Origin of the sequence: Xanthomonas sp. NCPPB 2586 (genome assembly GCF_041475775.2) — a bacterium.
Lineage (GTDB): Bacteria > Pseudomonadota > Gammaproteobacteria > Xanthomonadales > Xanthomonadaceae > Xanthomonas > Xanthomonas campestris.
On sequence record NZ_CM192981.1, the window covers coordinates 2,506,180 to 2,526,993 of the forward strand.

Sequence of the window (20,814 nt, forward strand, 5' to 3'; positions counted from 1 at the left end):
CGACCATGTAAAGAGGTATGCCTGATGGATCCCATTCGTTCGCGCACACCAAGTCCTGCCCGCGAGCTTCTGTCCGGACCCCAACCCGATGGGGTTCAGCCGACTGCAGATCGTGGGGTGTCTCCGCCTGCCGGCGGCCCCCTGGATGGCTTGCCCGCTCGGCGGACGATGTCCCGGACCCGGCTGCCATCTCCCCCTGCCCCCTCACCTGCGTTCTCGGCGGACAGCTTCAGTGACCTGTTACGTCAGTTCGATCCGTCACTTTTTAATACATCGCTTTTTGATTCATTGCCTCCCTTCGGCGCTCACCATACAGAGGCTGCCACAGGCGAGTGGGATGAGGTGCAATCGGGTCTGCGGGCAGCCGACGCCCCCCCACCCACCATGCGCGTGGCTGTCACTGCCGCGCGGCCGCCGCGCGCCAAGCCGGCGCCGCGACGACGTGCTGCGCAACCCTCCGACGCTTCGCCGGCCGCGCAGGTGGATCTACGCACGCTCGGCTACAGCCAGCAGCAACAGGAGAAGATCAAACCGAAGGTTCGTTCGACAGTGGCGCAGCACCACGAGGCACTGGTCGGCCATGGGTTTACACACGCGCACATCGTTGCGCTCAGCCAACACCCGGCAGCGTTAGGGACCGTCGCTGTCAAGTATCAGGACATGATCGCAGCGTTGCCAGAGGCGACACACGAAGCGATCGTTGGCGTCGGCAAACAGTGGTCCGGCGCACGCGCTCTGGAGGCCTTGCTCACGGTGGCGGGAGAGTTGAGAGGTCCACCGTTACAGTTGGACACAGGCCAACTTCTCAAGATTGCAAAACGTGGCGGCGTGACCGCAGTGGAGGCAGTGCATGCATGGCGCAATGCACTGACGGGTGCCCCCCTGAACCTGACCCCGGAGCAGGTGGTGGCCATCGCCAGCAATATTGGTGGCAAGCAGGCGCTGGAGACGGTGCAGGCGCTGTTGCCGGTGCTGTGCCAGGCCCATGGCCTGACCCCGCAGCAGGTGGTGGCCATCGCCAGCAATGGCGGTGGCAAGCAGGCGCTGGAGACGGTGCAGCGGCTGTTGCCGGTGCTGTGCCAGGCCCATGGCCTGACCCCGGAGCAGGTGGTGGCCATCGCCAGCAATATTGGTGGCAAGCAGGCGCTGGAGACGGTGCAGGCGCTGTTGCCGGTGCTGTGCCAGGCCCATGGCCTGACCCCGCAGCAGGTGGTGGCCATCGCCAGCAATGGCGGTGGCAAGCAGGCGCTGGAGACGGTGCAGCGGCTGTTGCCGGTGCTGTGCCAGGCCCATGGCCTGACCCCGGAGCAGGTGGTGGCCATCGCCAGCAATATTGGTGGCAAGCAGGCGCTGGAGACGGTGCAGGCGCTGTTGCCGGTGCTGTGCCAGGCCCATGGCCTGACCCCGCAGCAGGTGGTGGCCATCGCCAGCAATGGCGGTGGCAAGCAGGCGCTGGAGACGGTGCAGGCGCTGTTGCCGGTGCTGTGCCAGGCCCATGGCCTGACCCCGGAGCAGGTGGTGGCCATCGCCAGCAATATTGGTGGCAAGCAGGCGCTGGAGACGGTGCAGCGGCTGTTGCCGGTGCTGTGCCAGGCCCATGGCCTGACCCCGGAGCAGGTGGTGGCCATCGCCAGCAATATTGGTGGCAAGCAGGCGCTGGAGACGGTGCAGGCGCTGTTGCCGGTGCTGTGCCAGGCCCATGGCCTGACCCCGGAGCAGGTGGTGGCCATCGCCAGCAATATTGGTGGCAAGCAGGCGCTGGAGACGGTGCAGCGGCTGTTGCCGGTGCTGTGCCAGGCCCATGGCCTGACCCCGGAGCAGGTGGTGGCCATCGCCAGCCACGATGGCGGCAAGCAGGCGCTGGAGACGGTGCAGCGGCTGTTGCCGGTGCTGTGCCAGGCCCATGGCCTGACCCCGCAGCAGGTGGTGGCCATCGCCAGCCACGATGGCGGCAAGCAGGCGCTGGAGACGGTGCAGGCGCTGTTGCCGGTGCTGTGCCAGGCCCATGGCCTGACCCCGGAGCAGGTGGTGGCCATCGCCAGCCACGATGGCGGCAAGCAGGCGCTGGAGACGGTGCAGCGGCTGTTGCCGGTGCTGTGCCAGGCCCATGGCCTGACCCCGCAGCAGGTGGTGGCCATCGCCAGCCACGATGGCGGCAAGCAGGCGCTGGAGACGGTGCAGCGGCTGTTGCCGGTGCTGTGCCAGGCCCATGGCCTGACCCCGGAGCAGGTGGTGGCCATCGCCAGCAATATTGGTGGCAAGCAGGCGCTGGAGACGGTGCAGGCGCTGTTGCCGGTGCTGTGCCAGGCCCATGGCCTGACCCCGGAGCAGGTGGTGGCCATCGCCAGCAATATTGGTGGCAAGCAGGCGCTGGAGACGGTGCAGGCGCTGTTGCCGGTGCTGTGCCAGGCCCATGGCCTGACCCCGGAGCAGGTGGTGGCCATCGCCAGCAATATTGGTGGCAAGCAGGCGCTGGAGACGGTGCAGCGGCTGTTGCCGGTGCTGTGCCAGGCCCATGGCCTGACCCCGCAGCAGGTGGTGGCCATCGCCAGCAATGGCGGCGGCAGGCCGGCGCTGGAGAGCATTGTTGCCCAGTTATCTCGCCCTGATCCGGCGTTGGCCGCGTTGACCAACGACCACCTCGTCGCCTTGGCCTGCCTCGGCGGACGTCCTGCGCTGGATGCAGTGAAAAAGGGATTGCCGCACGCGCCGGCCTTGATCAAAAGAACCAATCGCCGTATTCCCGAACGCACATCCCATCGCGTTGCCGACCACGCGCAAGTGGTTCGCGTGCTGGGTTTTTTCCAGTGCCACTCCCACCCAGCGCAAGCATTTGATGACGCCATGACGCAGTTCGGGATGAGCAGGCACGGGTTGTTACAGCTCTTTCGCAGAGTGGGCGTCACCGAACTCGAAGCCCGCAGTGGAACGCTCCCCCCAGCCTCGCAGCGTTGGGACCGTATCCTCCAGGCATCAGGGATGAAAAGGGCCAAACCGTCCCCTACTTCAACTCAAACGCCGGATCAGGCGTCTTTGCATGCATTCGCCGATTCGCTGGAGCGTGACCTTGATGCGCCTAGCCCAATGCACGAGGGAGATCAGACGCGGGCAAGCAGCCGTAAACGGTCCCGATCGGATCGTGCTGTCACCGGTCCCTCCGCACAGCAATCGTTCGAGGTGCGCGTTCCCGAACAGCGCGATGCGCTGCATTTGCCCCTCAGTTGGAGGGTAAAACGCCCGCGTACCAGTATCGGGGGCGGCCTCCCGGATCCTGGTACGCCCACGGCTGCCGACCTGGCAGCGTCCAGCACCGTGATGCGGGAACAAGATGAGGACCCCTTCGCAGGGGCAGCGGATGATTTCCCGGCATTCAACGAAGAGGAGCTCGCATGGTTGATGGAGCTATTGCCTCAGTGAGGCTCAGTCGGTGACTACCTGAGCGTCGGCAGGGATTGGTGTAAGTAACCTTTACTGACAGCGAGTTAGCCTGACCTGCCCCCGCTGAGCCGTACCACGTGAAGCTGTAAAGTCCGTCAACCACGAGGACGGACATGAAGAAGAGTCGTTTCACCACCGAGCAGATCATCGGATTCATCAAGCAGGCGGATGCCGGGATGGCGGTGGCTGAGCTGTGCCGCCAGCACGGTTTCAGCCCGGCCAGCTTCTACCAGTGGCGGGCCAAGTACGGCGGCATGGAGGCCGAAGACGCGAAGCGCCTGAAGGAGCTGGAGCAGGAGAACAACCGCCTGAAGCGGTTGCTGGCCGAGGCGCACCTGGACATCGAGGCGCTGAAGGTCGGGTTCGGGGTAAAACGCTAGCCCCGCAACGCAAGCGCGAGGCAATCCGGCGCATGTGCGAGCTGACGTCGATCAGCGAGCGCCGGGCTTGTCGCCTTGCGGGGATCTCCCGCGATGCTTTCCGCCACGCGCCGACACCCACGCCGGCGACGCAAACCCTGTCGGCCAGACTGGTGGAACTGGCGCAGGCGCGTCGCCGCTTCGGCTATCGCCGCCTGCACGACCTGCTGCGCCCGGAGTTTCCGCAGGTGAACCATAAGAAGATCTACCGTCTGTACCGCGAGGCGAAGCTGAGCGTGCGCCGGCGCAAGAAGGCCAAGTTCCCGGCGGCACAGCGGCAGCCGTTACGGCCAGCGCGGCATCCCAACGAGGTAATCAGCATGGACTTCGTCTTTGATCAGTTGGCCAGTGGCCGCCGCATCAAATGCCTGACCGTCGCCGACGACTTCACCCATGAATGCGTGGACATCGCGGTGGACCATGGCATCAGCGGGGCTTACGTGGTGCGTGTGCTGGAGCAGATCGCCTGCTTCCGCGGCTATCCCCGCGCGGTGCGCACGGACAACGGCCCGGAGTTCACCAGCCGCGCCTTCATCACTTGGGCACAGCAGCGTGGCATCGAACACATCCTGATCGAACCCGGCAAACCCATGCAGAACGGCTACATCGAGAGCTTCAACGGCAAGTTCCGCGACGAATGTCTCAACGAACACTGGTTCACGTCGCTGATCCAGGCTCGCGAGGTCATCGCCGATTGGCGGCGTGACTTCAACGAGGTACGTCCGCACAGCAGCTGTGGTCGCATCCCGCCAGCGCAGTTTGCCTCCAACCACCGAGCACAAACCGGCAACAACGCAGTACCCTTCAACCCCGGGCTTTATCAGTAATCACTGGTATGGCCGGTGGGGGCAGGTCACACCGACTAACGACTGCTCCTCCCAATCTAGAGAAGTAGAAGGTCCAGGAAGCCGATTAGGCGTTTCACTTGAACTTCTAAATTCGCGTGAACCAGAAGTGCGGCCAAATAAGCTACCTAGCCGGGATCTTGATGTTCTAGATGAGTTTGCCGCGCTGGGAGGACTGGGCTGCCGAGATAATGCGGCGAGTTCTGGAGACAATGAGCCGGCTTGCCCATATGAAGTCGCGTGATCCTCCGTAAATTCAGTTACTTCTGAATACCTTGGCGAATTACTAGTATCCTCTTGCTGTGCAGCTCGCGCCTGATTATATGCATCTATATTGTACATCCAATTCTGATTGTTCCACATATAAATATCCAAAATGCGAGATTAGGGAGTTGGCCGTATTATCTAGTGCGGGTTGTATAACGCGCAGGTGGCCCTGCCACGCTCGGCTTTCAATTGCATAGACCCATGTCGATCTCCTGCAGTGACTGTAGGAGCAAGTTTGGGGGGGGGAGCTTTCCGATTCGCTTCGCCTTACCGAAATCCTGGCTGGGACGACGAAGGCACTGACGCGGAGGATTCCCGAGCCTTCGCCAAGCGGCTGATCATTTGCCTGCGGGCATTGCACCGGCTGCGATGGCGTTTTCGAGTTCGCCAACGGAGTGCGCTGGCCGCAGCTGCGCCAGGAGTTGTTCCAACGTGCTCAGACGTACCGTGGCCCGCAAGGTGTCCGCCTCGGCATGTTCCCGGCGCTGGCGCTCTTCGATCAGATCGGTCCGCGCCGCAGCCAATTCGGCGCGCACGCCTTCCAGCGCTTGGACATCTTTGGTCCAGCGCGCCTGCAGGCCTTGGTGCTCGGCGGCCGCCAGGCGCAGCGCGTCGCGCTCGCGCTGCTGGGCGTCGGCCCGCTGGCGTGTCTGCGTCAGTTCCCGCTCCAGCCGGGTATGGGGTTGAGCCGACATACGTGTAAAAATAGCTCACAAGATTGGATTTCATCCATTGCATCAGTGAGTTAGCGGATATTTTGACGCAACAAAACTACACGACCAATGCCAGTTCAGTCTCATACGGCTCGGGGACTGCCTCCACATCAATCAGGTAATCCCCGAAGCGCTTCACATGGCTGGTCACGTACGGGCTGAGGAAAGCCACGTCCTCCCGTGTGATCTTCCACCCCTGCCGCATCAGAGACTTCATGATCCGGGTCTGTTCGACCACGTTGTAGAAGATGACGGCATTGGAAACCAGGTCGTTGTACTTGACGGCTTTCTCCTGCTCGACGGGGTCGTTGTCGGCAATCACCCCTTCCCCGCCGAAGAAGAAATACTTTGCGAAGCCGTTGTAGGCCTCCACCTTGTTGGTCGAGGCGGTGATCTGTTCGCGCAACTCGCGGTTGGAGATGTACTGCAGCAGGAACAAGGTGCGCAGGGCTGAACCGAGCGCCTTGAAGGCCTGGTACAGCCGGTTCTTGCGGCTGTAGTTGCCCAGCTTGCGCATCAGCGTCGAGGCCGCGATCTTGCCGGTCTTGATCGAGAGCACGACCTGCATCAGGTCTTTCCAGTGGGTCTCGATCAGATCCCAGTCAACAGTGTCCCGGAACAGCGCATCGATGTGTTCGTAACGAATGTCCTCATCGGGGCGGAAGAACTTGTATTCGCGCCAGTTGCGGATGCGCGGCATCAGCTGGATGCCCAGCAGATGCGAAAGGCCGAACACCGGCAGCGACTGCCCCTGCGTGTCGGCGTGGACGGTGTCAGGCTGGATGTCGGAGGTGTTCTTCAGCAGGCCATCGATGATGTAGACCGCCTCCCAGACACCGCACGGAATGAAGTGGCTGAACAGCGCGACGTACGTATCGGACACGTGGTGGTAGGCGATGCCGCCGTAGCCGCCATAGCGGATGTGGTACGAGGCGAGCAGATTCTGGTCGTAGAGGTCGTACTTGGTGCCGTCGGCGGCTGCGCTCTTGCCATCGCCCCAGCATTTGGGGAGCTGCAGGCCGGCGTAGCTGTTGATGATGTCCCGACAGGCCGCCGCCAGTTTGTTGGCATCCACATGCCGGCGGTTGACGAACGACAGCATGTGTGCCGAGACGGCGCCACGCAGGTGTCGGGCAGCCTGGGCCGGTCCGAGGTTGCAACCATAGGTGAAGGCGGTGAGGACGTAGCGCTCGGTCGGTTGCTCGATCTTGGCGTCCGAGCCGGACAGAGGACCGAAGTGCCGGGGCCAGCGCGTCCAGTGGGCCACATCGCACAGGATCTCGATGACGCTGCGTTCGGGCATGCGGTCGAGGACGGCGGTTTCCAGGGCACGGGCCCCGCAGCTCATCTCCTTGGCCTTGCTGCGCTTGAGTACCGGAATGCCATCCTCGCCGATGACCACTTGGCCGTTCTCCAGATAGCCCTGATCGGTCAGCTCGGCGACTTGCGTCAGGCGCGATTGCAAGGCATTGACGAAGCCCACGGCCGTGGCCGGCAGCACCACGTGCTTGCAGTAATCCTCCAACAGAGGCTCGCACTGCTCCCACGGCAGCAACTGTTCGCGGTAGTCGGCGTAGGTTTCCGATCCGCGCACAGCCACGTCGCCCGATTTCAGTTCGTTGGCCAGCGATGAGAACACACAAACCTCGAACAGACGCCGGTGGATGCGCTCCTCGCCTCGTTCGGTGCGATGGACGATGGTCTTGCGCCAAAGCTGGGTGGTGAACGCCAGATCGACCGCTTCGTCCAACCAATCGCTGCGGGTTCGTTCCTGCGTCAGGATCAGCTCGATCGCGTCGATCAGCGAGCGGTCCTCCGTGGTCGAGGCCAAGTCCAGCCTACGCACCATCCGCAGGATGGTGGAGCGGTGACTTTTGTAGAACGGCCACAGCAGCGGCAAGTGATTGTCGCCACTATGCGCCGCAATGGCGTTGCAGTCGGCCTGCAACGTCTGCACGCCACCATGGGCGTTGACCAGGCGGCGGATTTCACGCCCCGCCTCGGTGTCGCCGCGATGATGGTCGAGGACGCGGACCACATCCGACATCGTCGCCACGATCGTTTCGGTCTTCTCGCGATAGCGCGCCCTCAGCCGCTCCAGTTCCTCTCGGCCCCGGTTGTGGATGTTCCCCATGCGCTTGATGAACATTTCCGCGAGATCGTCGCGCGTCTGGACCCGGGCCCGGTGGATCAAGCACACCAGTACGGCGTAGCGCCTGGCGGGCCGAAACTTGCGCAGCTCGGAAGCATCCAATGCCCGCGCCTCGGCAGCGAAGTGCTTGAGCTTGACCTCCGGGATGCCCGCCAGGTGCAACTCGCTGCCGACCAATTCGTCCAGTTCGGCGATATGGTCGATCAACTCCTGGAAATGCTGTAGCGAAGAGCGCTTGGGTAGGCGCTTGATCGCGTGCAGCGGGCTCTTCTGACGCCCCTGTTCGACCTGCAGGAGGCCTTCCAGGCGCTGTTTTTCATCGATGGTCAGTCGAGCCTCGATCTGAGCGAAATAGCGCCCGTTGACCAGCGTGCGGATGCGCCGGGTCAGGCGATCCAGTGTGGAGAACGCCGGCAGCTCGACGCGATCACGCACGAGCTGTTCGATGGCCACGTTGATCAGGTCCGCCGGGTTATCCATCACCGCAGCGGCTTCGTATACCGCGCGTGCCGCAATCTTCAGCCCGCCGTCGCTGTAGGCCCGGACCTGCAGGAATTGACGGATCCGGCGGTAGTAGCGATAGCGCGAGGCGTTGGCAAGATTCGCTGGCTTGACCTGCACGCGCAGTTTCAGCGCGCTGCGGATATGGCGCATCACCGCCGGCGGGACTTCGTCCAGCATGGGGAAGTACCCCAGCCGTTGGAAGGTCTTGAGCAGGATCGTCAGCGTCAGGCGGTGCGCAGGCTGCCGGGTGTACTCGGCAACGAAGGCCACCTCAGCGTCGGTTGGCGTGTAGGCCGCAACCAGTTCGCGGACGACCGGGTTGCGCTTGAATTGCGGGTATGCGGTCCGTTCGATCGACGCCATCCAGCCCCTCAGGTCGTTGCAGGCCTTGGCAGCGCAGGCGCTTCCGGCAGACTGGCTTCGATGCGCTGGCGGGCGAACGGATCGGCCCCGTCGATGTAGCGCATCGCCGACTGCACGTCTCGCCAGCCGACGTACTCCATCAGCGCCTTGACGTCCCAGCCGTTGGCGTTGGCCCAGCCGGCGAAGCCGCGGCGCAGCGAGTGGCCGCTGTAGTCGTTGGGAGAGCTCAGCCCGGCCTCGCGGAAGATCCGCCGTAGCAGGCGCACCAGGCTGTTAGGGTGGAGCGGCGCGGCGGCAATCCCACCCCACTGGTTGACCGCGCGAAACAGTGGCCCCTCGTGGAGGGCGGCTGCCGCGACCCAGGCCATGGTGGCGGCAACCGGGCACCAGCGCGACAGCGCCGGGACCTTGTAGGTGGTGCCGGCGTGCTGGCGATCGCTCTTGCTGTGCGGCAGGAAGCAGGTCATGCCTTCGCCGGCCACCAACTCCAAATCCTGAACCTGGAGGCGAACCAGTTCGTCGCCGCGGAAGCCGCGCCAAAAGCCCAGCAGTACAAAGGCGCGATCGCGCATGTGCCGGAGCCGACCGGCCGCATCGTCACGCGTTCCGGCCGCAGTTGCGGCGCCATCGAGCCAATCCACGACCTGACCTAACTGCGTGAGCTGCAGTGGCGTGGCTCGCTTTTCCTGACTCGGATGCACCGTTTGGATGCCCTTGAGCACCTTGCGTACGACGGGCGCCCGCGTGGGGTCGGCGAAACCGTGCGCCTGGTGCCACTGGGCCAGTGCTGCGAGCCGGTGCCTGAGTGTGTTGAGCGCGAGTTGCCCGGCGTAGGCGGCCAAGTAGCGCGCCACCTGCTCTGCGGTCGTCGGCAGATGACCACCCCACTCGATCTCGAAATGGCGGGTCGCCGCGGCGTAAGCGCGTTCGGTGTTGGGTCGGGTGGCGGCTTCCAGGTATTGCGCAACGCTGATCATCGGCTCCTCCAGTCGCCCGATGGGCCGGGGTGTAACGGCCCGCGTGCGAGCTTAGCCGAAAAACCGGTATCAGGCGGGATAATTCTAGATTATCCCGCGTGAGCTCAACGCCTATCGACGGTCCGTTTAATACGTTGAGGAGTATGTTATTACATGGTATGTAATACGTTACGAAATACGTGGAGTGCTGGATGGCAAGGTCCGGGTTGTACAAAAGCGATGTGCAGCGTGCCCGCGATAGCCTGCGCGCAACGGGCAAGAATCCGTCTGTCGATGCGGTCCGGGTGGCGCTCGGCAATACCGGTTCCAAGACCACCATTCACCGTTATCTGAGGGAGTTGGAAGAGGAGGAAGGGCAAGGCGTTGGCGCGAAGATGGCCGTGAGCGACGCACTCCAAGACCTCATCGCCCGCCTCGCCGAGCGGTTGCACGCCGAGGCTGACACGGTCGTGGCGCAGGCCCAGGCGCGCTTCCAGGCGCAGCTCCAGGAACGCACCCAAGCGCTGGAGCAGGCCCGGCAAGAGACTGGCTTGCTCAGTACGCAGCTGCAACGCGCCGAGGTAGCATTGCAGACCGAACGCGAGGCGGGCGACGCTGCCAGGAGCGAGGTGGCCCGCCGCACCACCGAACTGGCTCAGCTGGAGGAACGGATCGCGGGCCTGACTGTTCGCGTGGCCGAGCACGACGCCCATGCGAAATCGTTGGAACAAAAGCACGACCATGCCAGGGAAGCCCTTGAGCACTACCGCACCTCGGTCAAGGACCAGCGTGAGCAGGAGCAGCGTCGGCACGCGCACCAAGTGCAGGAGTTGCAGGTCGCCCTGCGGCAGGCCAACGAGGCCTTGACCGCCAAGAACCACGACCTGATGCAGCTCAACCGCGACAATGGCCAGTGGCTGGAACGCCATACCCGCCTGGAGCAGGAACTGGCGCAGGCACGCCAACGGGCCGACGCCCAGCAACGCGAGCGCGACGCGCTGCGCCTGACGGCCGCCGAGCACCAAGCCCTGCAGGTGCGCTGGACCCAAGATGTCCAGGCGCTGGAAGGTGTGCGCGCCGAACTGGCTGCGGCGCGGACCGAGCTGGTCGAAGAGCGCCAGCGCCGGGAACACGCCGAGGCGGACACCTTGCGGGCCACGGTACGACTGAGCACGCTGGAACAACTCCTGGCGCAGCTGCGGCCAGCGCACTCCGTCGGCGAATCCGAAAAGGCCATCTCAGCCGGTGCAATGCCGGCAGGCAGATGATCAGCCGTTTCGGGGGAAGGCACCGGTCATCCCGTATGCCTTCGTCGTCCCAGCCAGGACTTCGGTGAGGTGAAGCGAAGCGCTCCCCCGCCAAACTTGCTTCTACAGTCACTGCAGGAGATCGACATGGGTCTATGCAATTCAAAGCCGAGCGTGGCAGGGTCACCTGCGCGTTATACAACCCACGCCACAGAGGCGGATCTAGGATCACCCTCATCTTCCTCTCATCAACCAGCAGCTTCAAATGCAGGAGCATTCGATGGTCTAAGCGGGCGCCCGCCAAGATTATCTCATCATCGACTGGCGAGGCGAGGCGGAGAATATACGCTAAGACAAGTTCCTATAGCTGACTATCAAGCAGAAAGAGGACACCCCGGTAATTCAATAAAAGATCGTAGCGGATCTTTGTTCCCGCGGGTTCGCGTGGACGGTGTTGATGCGGGATCCCCGTATAGCTTTGAGATAGATAGTTCAACTACAGTCAAAGTAGCAGGATTCAACGGCCTGACACCTAACCATGAAGGAACACGGCACCTTTACAGCACTGGAACCAGTCAAGTGAACATGCCTGTAGTCACCGACAATATGACCGCCTGTATTGCGGTCGCATGCGCTGCGGAGAAAATAGATTATTACACAGGCGAACGTATGCCGGGCGCGCAAGTTCGAGTATTCCATCTCCTACCTTTTAATCACGAAGACTTGCTGCCGGAAAACGTTATAGCGTCCATCCGCGATTATATATATGACGTCAGGGCCAATGGCCTGACAATGCGCGTCGCAATGTATGGAGGAAATCGAGACGGTGATTTCTCAGTGAGCACGGCAGAGGCGCTGGAGCGTCTATTCGAGAGTGAAGGAATCCCCGTGGAATTCAATGAAACATGCGCGAATCGCAATTCAGATGCTTTGCTTGGTGCCGTCATTCTAAATGACAATTCAACCCAGTTCATAAAGCATTTGGTTGCTGCCTGACATAAATTCACTGACTAGATATCTTTTTGCGAAAATAATTTGATGGATTTTTCAGAGACGACTACTTGGCGATGGCCACTTGGGCCAGCACGCTGGCATCGGCCTGGCCGCGCTCGATGATCATGGCCGCCAGCTGCGCTCCACTGCGGCGATGTCGGCGGCCAGGGTCTGCTCGAACAGCTGGCGCGGGTCCGGATCCATGCGTTTGGTGCGCGCTGCGAACTGCAGGCGCTTGAGACGGGCGATCTCGGCGGTCAGCGCCGCGTTCTGGGTCTCGCGCACCTGGATGGCGCGGGTCCAGGGCCTAGATGCGGGCGTCACGGGGCGTCTAGCTGAGCAGATTGGTGGGCGATGGTCTGCAGCGCCTGGTCGCGCTCGTCGAACGAGGCGTCGCGTTCATCGCACCATGCGCAGCCAGTGCAGCATCGCGCTGGGACTGCATCGCCAGCAGCGGCGCACGCAGCGCCGACGGGTCGTCGATGGCAGCGGCAGCGCGTCGATCCATGCCGTCAGCATGCCACTGTTACAGCGCCTTGGCACCTGCCATCGGCGGGATAGACAGCCGCTGCCAGTCCACGCCCGCGCACAGTCAGGCAAACTGCCCCCGGGCGGTCGCAGCACAGCAGCTTGATCCGCGTGGCAGCGCGATTGGCGAACACGTAGGCCTCGCCCTCTGCCGGGGTCCGATGCATCGCCGTTTGCGCCGCCAGCAGCAGCCGGTCGATGCCGCAGCGCAGGTCCGTGGGCGCGGTGACCACAGCCACCAGCGCTGCAGGCTCAGCATGCGCCCAGCGCACGCAGTAGCCCGACCAGCCACGCCGGATCGACCTGCACCAGCGACAGCCGCATCCCGCCGGCCAGGTGCAACTGCACGGTGGCAGCCGAATCCGGCGCGGCAACCGGCTGCACGCGCAGCGGCAACTCCCCGGCGGGCGCCACGGGGCCTTTGGCCAGCCTGCGCCGCCAATACCCGAAACTGGCCAGCGACAGCCCCTGCTCACGACACCACGCCACCTGGCTCAGCCCATTGACGCGCCACGCTTGCACATGCTCCGCCCACTGTTCGCGCTTGCTGTGCATCCAAAATCTCTGTTTGGAAAGAGCGGCTATGCAAGCGGTAGCCATGAGACTGAACTGGCGTGGCGGTGTAGTTCTGTTGCCCCAAAATATCCGCTAACTCACTGATGCAATGGATGAAATCCAATCTTGTGAGCTATTTTTACACGTATGTCGGCTGAACCCCTTGTTCGCCGGCACGCGCCGCTTCCACCGCGGCGTTCAGCGCCAGGATGTTGGTTTGGAAGGCAATGCCGTCGATGACGGAGATGATGTCGGCGATCTTCTTCGACGAGGCTTCGATACCGGACATGGTCTCGACGACCTTGCCGACCACTTCGCCGCCCTGCACAGCCACGCTGGCCGCACCGATGGCCAGCTGATTGGCCTGGCGCGCACCTTCGGCATTCTGCTTGACGGTGGAGGTGAGCTCTTCCATCGAGGCCGCGGTTTCTTCCAGATTGGCGGCCTGCTGTTCGGTGCGCTGCGACAGGTCCTGGTTGCCAGCCGCGATTTCGCTGGCCGCGCCCTTGATCGACACCGCCGAGGTCTTGATGCTGCCGACAATCTCGGCCAGCTGCGTGGCAGTAGCATTGGCGTCATCGCGCATCTGTGCGAACACGCCGCGGAACTCGCCACTCATGCGTGCGGTGAGGTCGCCGGCGGCGATCGACTGCAACAGGCTGGAGAGCGACTGCAGGTTGCCATCGGCGGTGGACATCAAGGTGTTGAGGCTGTCCACCATCACGCGGAAGTCGTACTGGAAGCGCTCGGCATCGCCGCGTGCGCTGAAGTCGCCGTTGGCGGCGGACTGCGCTAGATGCTTGATCTCGTGGTTCATTGCGCCGAGGTTGGTTTTTACCTGCGCCATGGTGTTGGTAAGCACAGCCTTTTCGCCGGGCAGCTTGTCCATGTCTTCGCTGAGATCGCCGACTGCGTAGCGGCCCATGATCTGTGCCAGGCGCATCATTACGGCGACATGCGAGGCGGCAAGATCATTGTTGTCACGGACGATTGTTGCGTAATCGCCAGGAAACGCGGCCTCATCCACACGGTAATTCAGCTCGCCTTGGTCATGCCTGCATTTCATCTCCGGCTGTCCCTGCGAGACCTTCTGCAGCTGCATCTGCATTTTGCTCATGCTTGCAAGAAGACGCCCGGTCTCATCGGTGCCGCTGCTGTCTACGGCAATCGACAAGTTGCCGGCGGCGATGGCGTCGGCAACGTTGGAAGCTACGCCAAGCCGGTTGATCAGGCGGTGCCGGATCAGCCAGCCGCTGACCAACGCAACCAGTACAGCAATGCCACTACCGACGATCATGGACCAGCGGTTGCGAACCTTGGCGGCATCCAGCGCTGCGCTACGCTTGACCAATAACCCGCTCTCTTGCCCTTCGAAATCGACCAGCAGCTGACGAATCTTGCCCATCGCCGCACGTTCATGGCCGGCCTTGAACAGGGTCAACACCTCGGACATTTCCCCATTGCTTTTGCGCAGTGCAATCAAGGTGTCTTCGTGGCCTTTGAATTCGTCATAGGCCGCGTGCAGGTTCTTGAGACGTTCCTGCTGGATCGGGTTGTCGGAGGTCAGGGATTTGGCCCGGGCGAACTCCTTGTCGAAGGCCAACATGCCGTTTCGATAAGGATTCAGGTTTGCATCATTGCCAGACAGCAGAAAACCGCGCGCACCCGTCTCCATGTTGACCGAGGCATTGGACATGCTGCGGCCGGTCGCAATCACTTGGTAGGTGTGGTCGTTCATGGCCACTGCGGCCGACAAGTCGGATTGTCCACGTAGCCCAACCGCCGCGACGATCAATAGCACCAGCACCACCGTGCCGAACCCCAATGCAAGTTGGGTAGAGAGACTTAGCTGTTTCATCGAGTGAGCCTTGAGCCTGTAGCGCGTGAGGAGTGGAGCTGCAAGAACGTGCTCCGACGAATAGCGTGGATTGGTGGATGCCGTAGCAATGCTGCCCTCGCCTCCTGCCAGCGGGCTACCGAGATGGGTAGCGGCGTGGCATTGGCGGACTGAAGTGGGAACGCGCAAAAAATGCCAGCGGTTTTAGCTGGCATTCTGTATTGGAGCGGCGTGGTGTGACGGGATGACCTGATTCGATGCGTTTGGCGATGGCTGCCTAACGTCAGGCAATCGGGCGCTGGCACACTTCACCCCTTCTCTGACGGTCTAGCCTTCGAAGCACGACGTAAGTGCCAAACCGCTGCACGCGCCTGCGCCAACCGCGTTCTGGCGAAGCTGTATGACGCGCCCCTGGGCCAGGGCTGCTCCCACATGCCCTGGGGCAGCTAGATCCCCGAGGGTGAACGCCCGGCGGCTAGCGTGCTCAACAGAAAGCGCCGATAGCATCAAGACTCAGCGGCACTCGCGTTCTGGCGACATCCAACCGGTACTTGCTTATCGCCGAGCAGGTATCAGGTCGACTACCTGCTCGGTCGCCGCATCAATGTCGGCGCGGGTGTAGAGCAGCGGGAAGTACTGCCCCTTTAGCCACATCGGGGCGAGGTCGCGATAATGCGGGCTGTTTGGATCGCCCGACTGGCCCGGATAATTCACCGCACGCGAGTGATCCCAGTTGCCCAGGTCGATAATCAGCCGCGCCGAAGGGCCGATGGTCTGTCGAAAATCCTTGGCGTCGTAACCGGACCGGTTGGAGGTGTGCGGGCTGCCGCCTTCAAAAGGCCCGATATCCAGCAAGGCGCGGTTCGCGCCGGCGGCGGCGCTTAGTGGATGGGCAATGGCATTGCGGTGCAGCGTGCCCCATTGCCATTGGCTGCTGTCCTCGCCTTGCAGCTGGGTGAGTGCTCGGTACGCAACCTGCCGGCTATGCAGCAGAAGCTAGTCGTGCAGTGCTGTGGTTCTGACCAAAGGCCGAGCTGGGTGTTGACCGAGCTGTTGATCGAACGGTTCGGCTAGCTGGCACTGCCGTAGGAACAGGCTAGCCCGACCCCGTCGACGCCTGCCTAGGACAAGTTGATCAGTAGCACTGCGCGGTGCACTGGAGAACCACCTGCATCCCCCGATAGGGGCATTGGGCACTGCCCCGACGCGGTGTTCTGGATTCGTCGTGCAGCGCCCAGCATGGACGACACCACAGGTGTCGTGAGATGTCATGCCCTGGTGGTCCCCCATCCAGAGAGATCACGTCGATGACGTCGTCCGATTTTTCGCGCCAGAGCCACGCGCTCTTTGGCCGCACCCCGCCCCCGCCCTTCGGCAAGGTAGGCGCGTTGTTCTTCGGTAGTACAAGCCCTGCGGCACAGAGGTATGCAGCGCGTGTCGCGCGCGGATGCGGTAGCGATTGCCAGCAACGGTTGGTTGGTGCAGATGTCACGGCCAGTGTGCAGCAGGCGCTCAAGCAGGGAGATGCGTGATGAAGCCTTATCTGCTTTCACTTGGCGCCGGCCTGCTGGTCGGTGTGATCTATAGCCTGCTCAACGTGCGCTCGCCAGCGCCGCCGGTCATTGCGTTGATCGGGTTGCTCGGCATCCTGGTCGGCGAGCAGTTGCCCCCACTTGTGCGTCAGCTGACGACGCGCAGCCACAGCGAGACCTCGTGGATCGGCCATCAGGTCAAGCCGCATATGTTCGGCCACCTGCCCAAGGGCGAACGTGCACCGGCGGATATGCCTTCTGCGCCGCCATTGGCGCCACCCACGCGTGACAACGGGCACGACACATAAATTGGCCGCCGCAGTTCGATCTGATCCACACCGTGCCGCCTGCGTTTGGCCACGGCCGCCGCGTTCTTCGAACGCGCAAGCGCATCGGTTAACCCGCCGAGTCGTTGCAGATCCACGCAGCACGCCAGAAGGCTACTGCCCCCCGTTCAAGCCCATCCGGCACACGCGCTCCTGCGATGAACAGCGTGCCGACCCGCAGACAGCGCAAGAACGCGTTTTCAATACGTCACCACTCGCCGCAACCGCTTCGATTGCACACCCCGGCAAGCCGCAGCGTCCTCACCCCAAAGGAATTCCCATGCGTCCGATTCTCACCCTGAGCCTGTCCGCCGCGCTGCTATTGAGCGCGCTCTCTCCGATGCTTGCTGGTGCCGCCGCGCCGGTGTCGGTCGGCCCGCAGTACGACACCACGCACGTCTACGTTGCACCTAACGATGTGGACGCATTCGTGCGCAGCTTCACCGCCACCTTCGGCGGGCAAAGCACGCGTCAGGTGATCGCGACTGTGACGCCAACCCCCAGCAGCACCAGCTCGCAATTGGTACAGACGCCGGCAGGCACGGTGTCGTTGTTCGGGTTCCGTACGCCGGTGCCGCACCCGTTCGGCAACGAACGCACCGGCTACCTGGTCACCGACATACAGCAAGCAGTGAGCGCTGCGCGGGCGGCCGGTGCGGAAGTGCTGGTGGCGCCGTTCAAGGATCCCATTGGCATGGATGCAGTGATCGCCTGGCCGGGTGGCGTCGCCATGCAACTGTACTGGCACGACACCGCGCCGCACTACGCGCCGCTGGCCACCATCCCGGAGAACCGCGTGTATGTCTCACCGGATCGCGCCGATGCGTTCGTGAAGGCGTGGCTGCAGTTCTCGCATGGCAAGGTGCTGCGCGATGACCGCCACGCGGATGCAGCACTGATTGGCCGGCCAGGCGACACCTACCGCAGCATCGCAATCAGCTCCGGCTTCGGCGCACTGCAGGTACTGGTGACCGACGGCCACCTGCCCTATCCGTACGGGCACGAGCTCACCGGCTACGCAGTGGACGATCTGGAAGCAACGCTCGCGCGCGCCACCGCCTCTGGTGCCAAGGTGCTGGTGCCTGTCGTGGCGGGGTCGGGCCGACATTCGGCGATGGTGGAATTTCCCGGAGGCTATGTCGCCGAGCTGCATGCCGATGCGCACTCCTGATCGCATATGTCGTTCCGCCTGACGTTGCTGTTACTGCTGTGTCCCTGCACCGATGCGTGGGCACAGTCATCCATTGATGCGACTGCCGCAATGCCGTCGCGCCCGGCCATCAAGTCGAACCGCTGGCAGGAGGACTGGTCGCCACTTGCCGATCCCGCGCTGCGTATCCATCCGTTCGATCGGCTGAAATATGTGCCGCTTGGTGACGTGGCATATGCATCGTTCGGCATCAACCTGCGCGAGCGCTTCGAAAGCAACCACACGCCTGCGCTGGGCATCGGCCGCGAGAGTGACAGCTATCTGTTGCATCGCCTGCAAGTGCATGCAGACCTGTGCATTGGTGCGCATTGGCAGGTGTTTACCCAGCTGGAAGATGTGCGCGCCTTGGACAAACGCCGCATCGGCCCGGCCGACGCCAACCGCGCCGATCTGCGCATGGCCTTCGTCGCTTACACCGCGCCACTGGGCGCGGGTGACATGAAGGTACGCGTGGGCCGGCAGGAGTTTGCATTCGACCTGCAGCGGTTTGTGTCACTGCGTGATGGCCCCAATGTGCGTCAGTCCTTCGATGCGGTATGGATGAACTACGAGACCGGCCCGTGGCGCTGGATTGCGCTTGTCAGCCAGCCGGTGCAATACGCCGATGCGCGCAGTTTCGACGATGTCTCCAACCGGCATCTGCGTCTGGACACCGTGCGTGTGGAGCGCCACGTTCTGGGCACCGACGAACTGTCGCTGTATTACGCGCGCTACCAGCAGGATGACGCCAGTTTTCTGGATGCCGCTGGCGATGAGCGACGCGACATCCTCGATGTACGCTTTGCAGGCGTGCAGCACGCACTGGACTGGGACCTGGAGGCAATGGGCCAACGCGGCAAGGTGGGCCGCAGCCGTGCGCGTGCCTGGGCGCTGGGCATCAAGGCCGGGTACACGCTACAAGACATCACACTGACGCCACGTTTTGGGCTGCAACTCGATACCGCCTCCGGCGACCGGCATCCCGACGACGGCCAGCTTGAAACCTTCAACCCGCTGTTCCCGAATGGCTCGTACATCACCCTGGCCGGCTACACCGGCTACACCAACCTGTTGGTGATCAAACCGATGCTCACCATCAAGCCCACCGCCCAGTTCAGCCTCACCGCGGCACTGGGTTTGCAATGGCGCCAGAGCATCGCCGATGCGGTATACGTGCAGCCGGACACTCCACTGGCCGGCACAGCAGGTACCGGCACGCACTGGACGGGCCGTTACCTGCAGTTGCGTGGTGATTGGAAGCTGAGCACGCACCTGCAGACCGCCATCGAAGCGGTCCACTACCAGGCCGGCGAGACCGTGCATGCCGCCGGTGGCCGCGACAGCAACTACATTGGCTGCGAAATGAAGTTCATGTGGTAGCGCTGTTTGCATCGCCGGGGTCTCGGCTAGGCCTGCGCATGCCCGTTCCGGTGTCTCGGTGTTGTTAAGTGTGCAAATACTGTCTGCACTAAGCCGACTAATAGTGCTAAGAAGCGCTGCTTTTTGCTCGATTGGGTGGCCTGGCTGCGGTTCCGCTGCGCCCACCCAGTGACACCGAGAAACACTAAGAACCTGTTCACGATCTTTCCTGATCAGTGCAGACTATGCGGATGCGCCAAAAGATCTATCCGAGTGACATGAGCCGGGAGCAGTTCGAACACGTGCTGCCGATCCTGGAACAAGCGCGTAAGCGCACCAAGCCACGCCGTGTGGATGTGTATGAGGTGTGGTGCGCAGTGTTGTACTTGCTGCGAACCGGTTGCCAATGGCGAGCGCTACCCAGCGACTTTCCAAAGTGGCGGACCGTGCACTCGTACTTTGCCAAGTGGAGCGAGTGCAACGATGAGGGAGTGAGCCTGCTGGAGCAGGCACTTAAAAAATCAGGTTGGCGTGGTCCGCGCCAGACAGGAGCGCAACGCCTGCACCAGGTTCTTGATCGTGGACGCGCAGAGCGTAAAGAACACGGACACAGCAGGGCAAAAGGGATATGACGCGGGCAAGAAGGTGTCGGGCATCAAGCGGCATATCGCTGTTGATACTCAGGGATTGCCCCACGCAATCGCGGTGACGACGGCGGAGGTGACCGACCGCAAAGGTGCGCTGCAGGCGTTGGAGCGCTGCCAGTCAAACTTGACGCATGTACAAAGCTTACTGTGCGACAGCGGTTACACCGGCGTACGGTTTGCCGACGGCGCGCGAGAGATTTTAGGCGAGCAGCTCACGGTGCAGATTGCCAAGCGCAGCGAACTGCACACCTTCAAGGTCATGCCCAAGCGATGGATCGTCGAGCGTAGTTTTGCTTGGCTGGAGAAGAACCGAAGGCTATGGAAGAACTGCGAGCGCAAACTCAACACCAGCCTGCAGTTCATCCATTTGGCCTTCTTGGCACTATTACTCAGAAGATCGTGAACAGGTTCTTAGGCTGGTATTAGGCGAACGAGGCGCTGCGTGGCGCTCCAGTCACATACGGTTTGCGATCAACGCGCCGCGTCTTTAAGTCCTTGCGCGTGCGCAAGCGCACCGGTGGACGTCAGCAACCGCGGCAATTCCTCGCGAAACGCTTCCGCGCTCCCCGGCAGCGCCCAGCTGCTGAAAGAAGCGCCTTCAAACATCACGTGATCGCGCAGCAGCGGTACATCGCGCCCCCGCAAGAGAAAATTGAAGCAGGCTTGCCAACGTGGGCCCGGCGCTGCCGAGAGGTGGACGGTGACTTTCTGGCCTGCGTCGGCAGAGCCCATCGGGCCGATGCTGACGGTGCGTGCTGTGATCTGGTTCCCACTGTTCATCCCGCCATCATCGCAATTGCTGCGTCGCGGCGCCGTGAGCCACGCTCCGGGCCACTGAGGCCCGCCCGGTGGCCTGGCGCTGAGCTACGACGCGCGCTTCAGCGCAGTGACGCTGCTGGCTGGTGCGTATCGCACCGCCGCCGACAGCCGGGAGTCTGTCGCAG

General features: G+C 62.7%; 13 protein-coding genes and 4 pseudogenes. 8 read left to right on the top strand and 9 right to left on the bottom strand.

Going from position 1 to position 20,814, the window contains the following annotated elements; translation table 11 throughout:
* Nucleotides 1-24: 24 nt before the first annotated feature.
* Complete coding sequence (avrBs3, locus tag ACCQ09_RS10795) at nt 25-3,417, top strand: type III secretion system effector avirulence protein AvrBs3 (protein ID WP_506183168.1); 3,393 nt, start codon at nt 25-27, stop codon at nt 3,415-3,417.
* 134 nt (nt 3,418-3,551) lie between these two features.
* A protein-coding gene (locus ACCQ09_RS10800) for an IS3-like element ISXca1 family transposase (protein WP_087942920.1) occupies nt 3,552-4,684 on the top strand; the annotation gives its coding sequence in 2 pieces (ribosomal slippage) (nt 3,552-3,807 and nt 3,807-4,684; 1,134 coding nt in all).
* Between the two features lie 623 nt (nt 4,685-5,307).
* Here the strand turns inward: ACCQ09_RS10800 and ACCQ09_RS10805 are convergent.
* The 3 genes and pseudogenes from ACCQ09_RS10805 to ACCQ09_RS10815 all read right to left on the bottom strand — a co-directional run.
* Nucleotides 5,308-5,646 (bottom strand): annotated as a pseudogene (locus ACCQ09_RS10805) (hypothetical protein); the annotation flags it as partial.
* A 94-nt stretch (nt 5,647-5,740) separates the two neighbouring features.
* Nucleotides 5,741-8,701 carry a Tn3 family transposase gene (locus ACCQ09_RS10810; RefSeq protein ID WP_040942478.1) on the bottom strand — a complete coding sequence of 987 codons (2,961 nt, stop codon included), beginning with the start codon at nt 8,699-8,701 and terminating at the stop codon, nt 5,741-5,743.
* A gap of 20 nt (nt 8,702-8,721) precedes the next feature.
* Nucleotides 8,722-9,678 (bottom strand): annotated as a pseudogene (locus ACCQ09_RS10815) (tyrosine-type recombinase/integrase); the annotation flags it as partial.
* 191 nt (nt 9,679-9,869) lie between these two features.
* Here ACCQ09_RS10815 and ACCQ09_RS10820 point away from each other — a divergent pair.
* Together ACCQ09_RS10820 and xopAF are read left to right on the top strand one after the other, a co-directional pair.
* Nucleotides 9,870-10,925, top strand: a complete 1,056-nt coding sequence (locus ACCQ09_RS10820) for a DNA-binding protein (RefSeq protein WP_372386282.1) — start codon at nt 9,870-9,872, stop codon at nt 10,923-10,925.
* 384 nt (nt 10,926-11,309) lie between these two features.
* A complete protein-coding gene (gene xopAF / locus ACCQ09_RS10825; RefSeq protein ID WP_372386287.1) occupies nt 11,310-11,900 on the top strand; it encodes a XopAF/AvrXv3 family type III secretion system effector in 591 nt (196 codons plus the stop codon).
* A 120-nt stretch (nt 11,901-12,020) separates the two neighbouring features.
* Here the strand turns inward: xopAF and ACCQ09_RS10830 are convergent, their stop codons facing one another.
* The 5 genes and pseudogenes from ACCQ09_RS10830 to ACCQ09_RS10850 form a co-directional block, all read right to left on the bottom strand.
* Entirely contained in the window at nt 12,021-12,221 is a 201-nt protein-coding gene (locus tag ACCQ09_RS10830; protein WP_005934416.1) for a transposase, read from the bottom strand.
* A gap of 188 nt (nt 12,222-12,409) precedes the next feature.
* Nucleotides 12,410-12,697, bottom strand: a complete 288-nt coding sequence (tnpB, locus tag ACCQ09_RS10835) for an IS66 family insertion sequence element accessory protein TnpB (RefSeq protein ID WP_372386018.1) — start codon at nt 12,695-12,697, stop codon at nt 12,410-12,412.
* Nucleotides 12,678-12,980: an IS66 family insertion sequence element accessory protein TnpA gene (tnpA, locus tag ACCQ09_RS10840; RefSeq protein ID WP_005923977.1), complete on the bottom strand. Its 303-nt coding sequence runs from the start codon at nt 12,978-12,980 to the stop codon at nt 12,678-12,680. Before tnpA ends, tnpB begins: the two co-directional genes overlap by 20 nt.
* 160 nt (nt 12,981-13,140) lie before the next feature.
* Nucleotides 13,141-14,718: pseudogene (locus ACCQ09_RS10845) on the bottom strand (CHASE3 domain-containing protein); the annotation flags it as partial.
* Nucleotides 14,719-15,372: 654 nt separating this feature from the next.
* A pseudogene (locus ACCQ09_RS10850) lies at nt 15,373-15,813 on the bottom strand (penicillin acylase family protein); the annotation flags it as partial.
* A gap of 535 nt (nt 15,814-16,348) precedes the next feature.
* On the opposite strand from ACCQ09_RS10850, the gene ACCQ09_RS10855 reads away from it, so the two are divergent.
* The 4 genes from ACCQ09_RS10855 (at nt 16,349) to ACCQ09_RS10870 (ending at nt 20,273) form a co-directional block, all read left to right on the top strand.
* Nucleotides 16,349-16,657, top strand: a complete 309-nt coding sequence (locus ACCQ09_RS10855) for a XapX domain-containing protein (protein WP_011037215.1) — start codon at nt 16,349-16,351, stop codon at nt 16,655-16,657.
* Between the two features lie 298 nt (nt 16,658-16,955).
* Complete coding sequence (locus tag ACCQ09_RS10860) at nt 16,956-17,846, top strand: VOC family protein (protein ID WP_228427911.1); 891 nt, start codon at nt 16,956-16,958, stop codon at nt 17,844-17,846.
* 6 nt (nt 17,847-17,852) lie between these two features.
* Nucleotides 17,853-19,244 carry an alginate export family protein gene (locus ACCQ09_RS10865; RefSeq protein ID WP_012438430.1) on the top strand — a complete coding sequence of 464 codons (1,392 nt, stop codon included), beginning with the start codon at nt 17,853-17,855 and terminating at the stop codon, nt 19,242-19,244.
* Between the two features lie 230 nt (nt 19,245-19,474).
* Nucleotides 19,475-20,273, top strand: a protein-coding gene (locus tag ACCQ09_RS10870) for an IS5 family transposase (protein ID WP_228427912.1) whose coding sequence is annotated in 2 segments (ribosomal slippage) — nt 19,475-19,746 and nt 19,745-20,273 — 801 coding nt in all. Because the reading frame shifts where the segments join, the coding sequence is not laid out codon by codon here.
* A gap of 68 nt (nt 20,274-20,341) precedes the next feature.
* Here ACCQ09_RS10870 and ACCQ09_RS10875 read toward each other — a convergent pair.
* A complete protein-coding gene (locus ACCQ09_RS10875) occupies nt 20,342-20,650 on the bottom strand; it encodes a hypothetical protein (protein ID WP_012438427.1) in 309 nt (102 codons plus the stop codon).
* Nucleotides 20,651-20,814: the final 164 nt, after the last annotated feature.

Excerpts from the sequence above, each read along its gene's own strand:
- avrBs3 (WP_506183168.1), top strand. The coding sequence starts at position 25 with ATGGATCCCATTCGTTCGCGCACACCAAGTCCTGCCCGCGAGCTTCTG.
- ACCQ09_RS10810 (WP_040942478.1), bottom strand. The coding sequence starts at position 8,701 with ATGGCGTCGATCGAACGGACCGCATACCCGCAATTCAAGCGCAACCCG.
- ACCQ09_RS10820 (WP_372386282.1), top strand. The coding sequence starts at position 9,870 with ATGGCAAGGTCCGGGTTGTACAAAAGCGATGTGCAGCGTGCCCGCGAT.
- tnpA (WP_005923977.1), bottom strand. The coding sequence starts at position 12,980 with ATGCACAGCAAGCGCGAACAGTGGGCGGAGCATGTGCAAGCGTGGCGC.
- ACCQ09_RS10855 (WP_011037215.1), top strand. The coding sequence starts at position 16,349 with ATGAAGCCTTATCTGCTTTCACTTGGCGCCGGCCTGCTGGTCGGTGTG.
- ACCQ09_RS10860 (WP_228427911.1), top strand. The coding sequence starts at position 16,956 with ATGCGTCCGATTCTCACCCTGAGCCTGTCCGCCGCGCTGCTATTGAGC.
- ACCQ09_RS10865 (WP_012438430.1), top strand. The coding sequence starts at position 17,853 with ATGTCGTTCCGCCTGACGTTGCTGTTACTGCTGTGTCCCTGCACCGAT.
- ACCQ09_RS10875 (WP_012438427.1), bottom strand. The coding sequence starts at position 20,650 with ATGAACAGTGGGAACCAGATCACAGCACGCACCGTCAGCATCGGCCCG.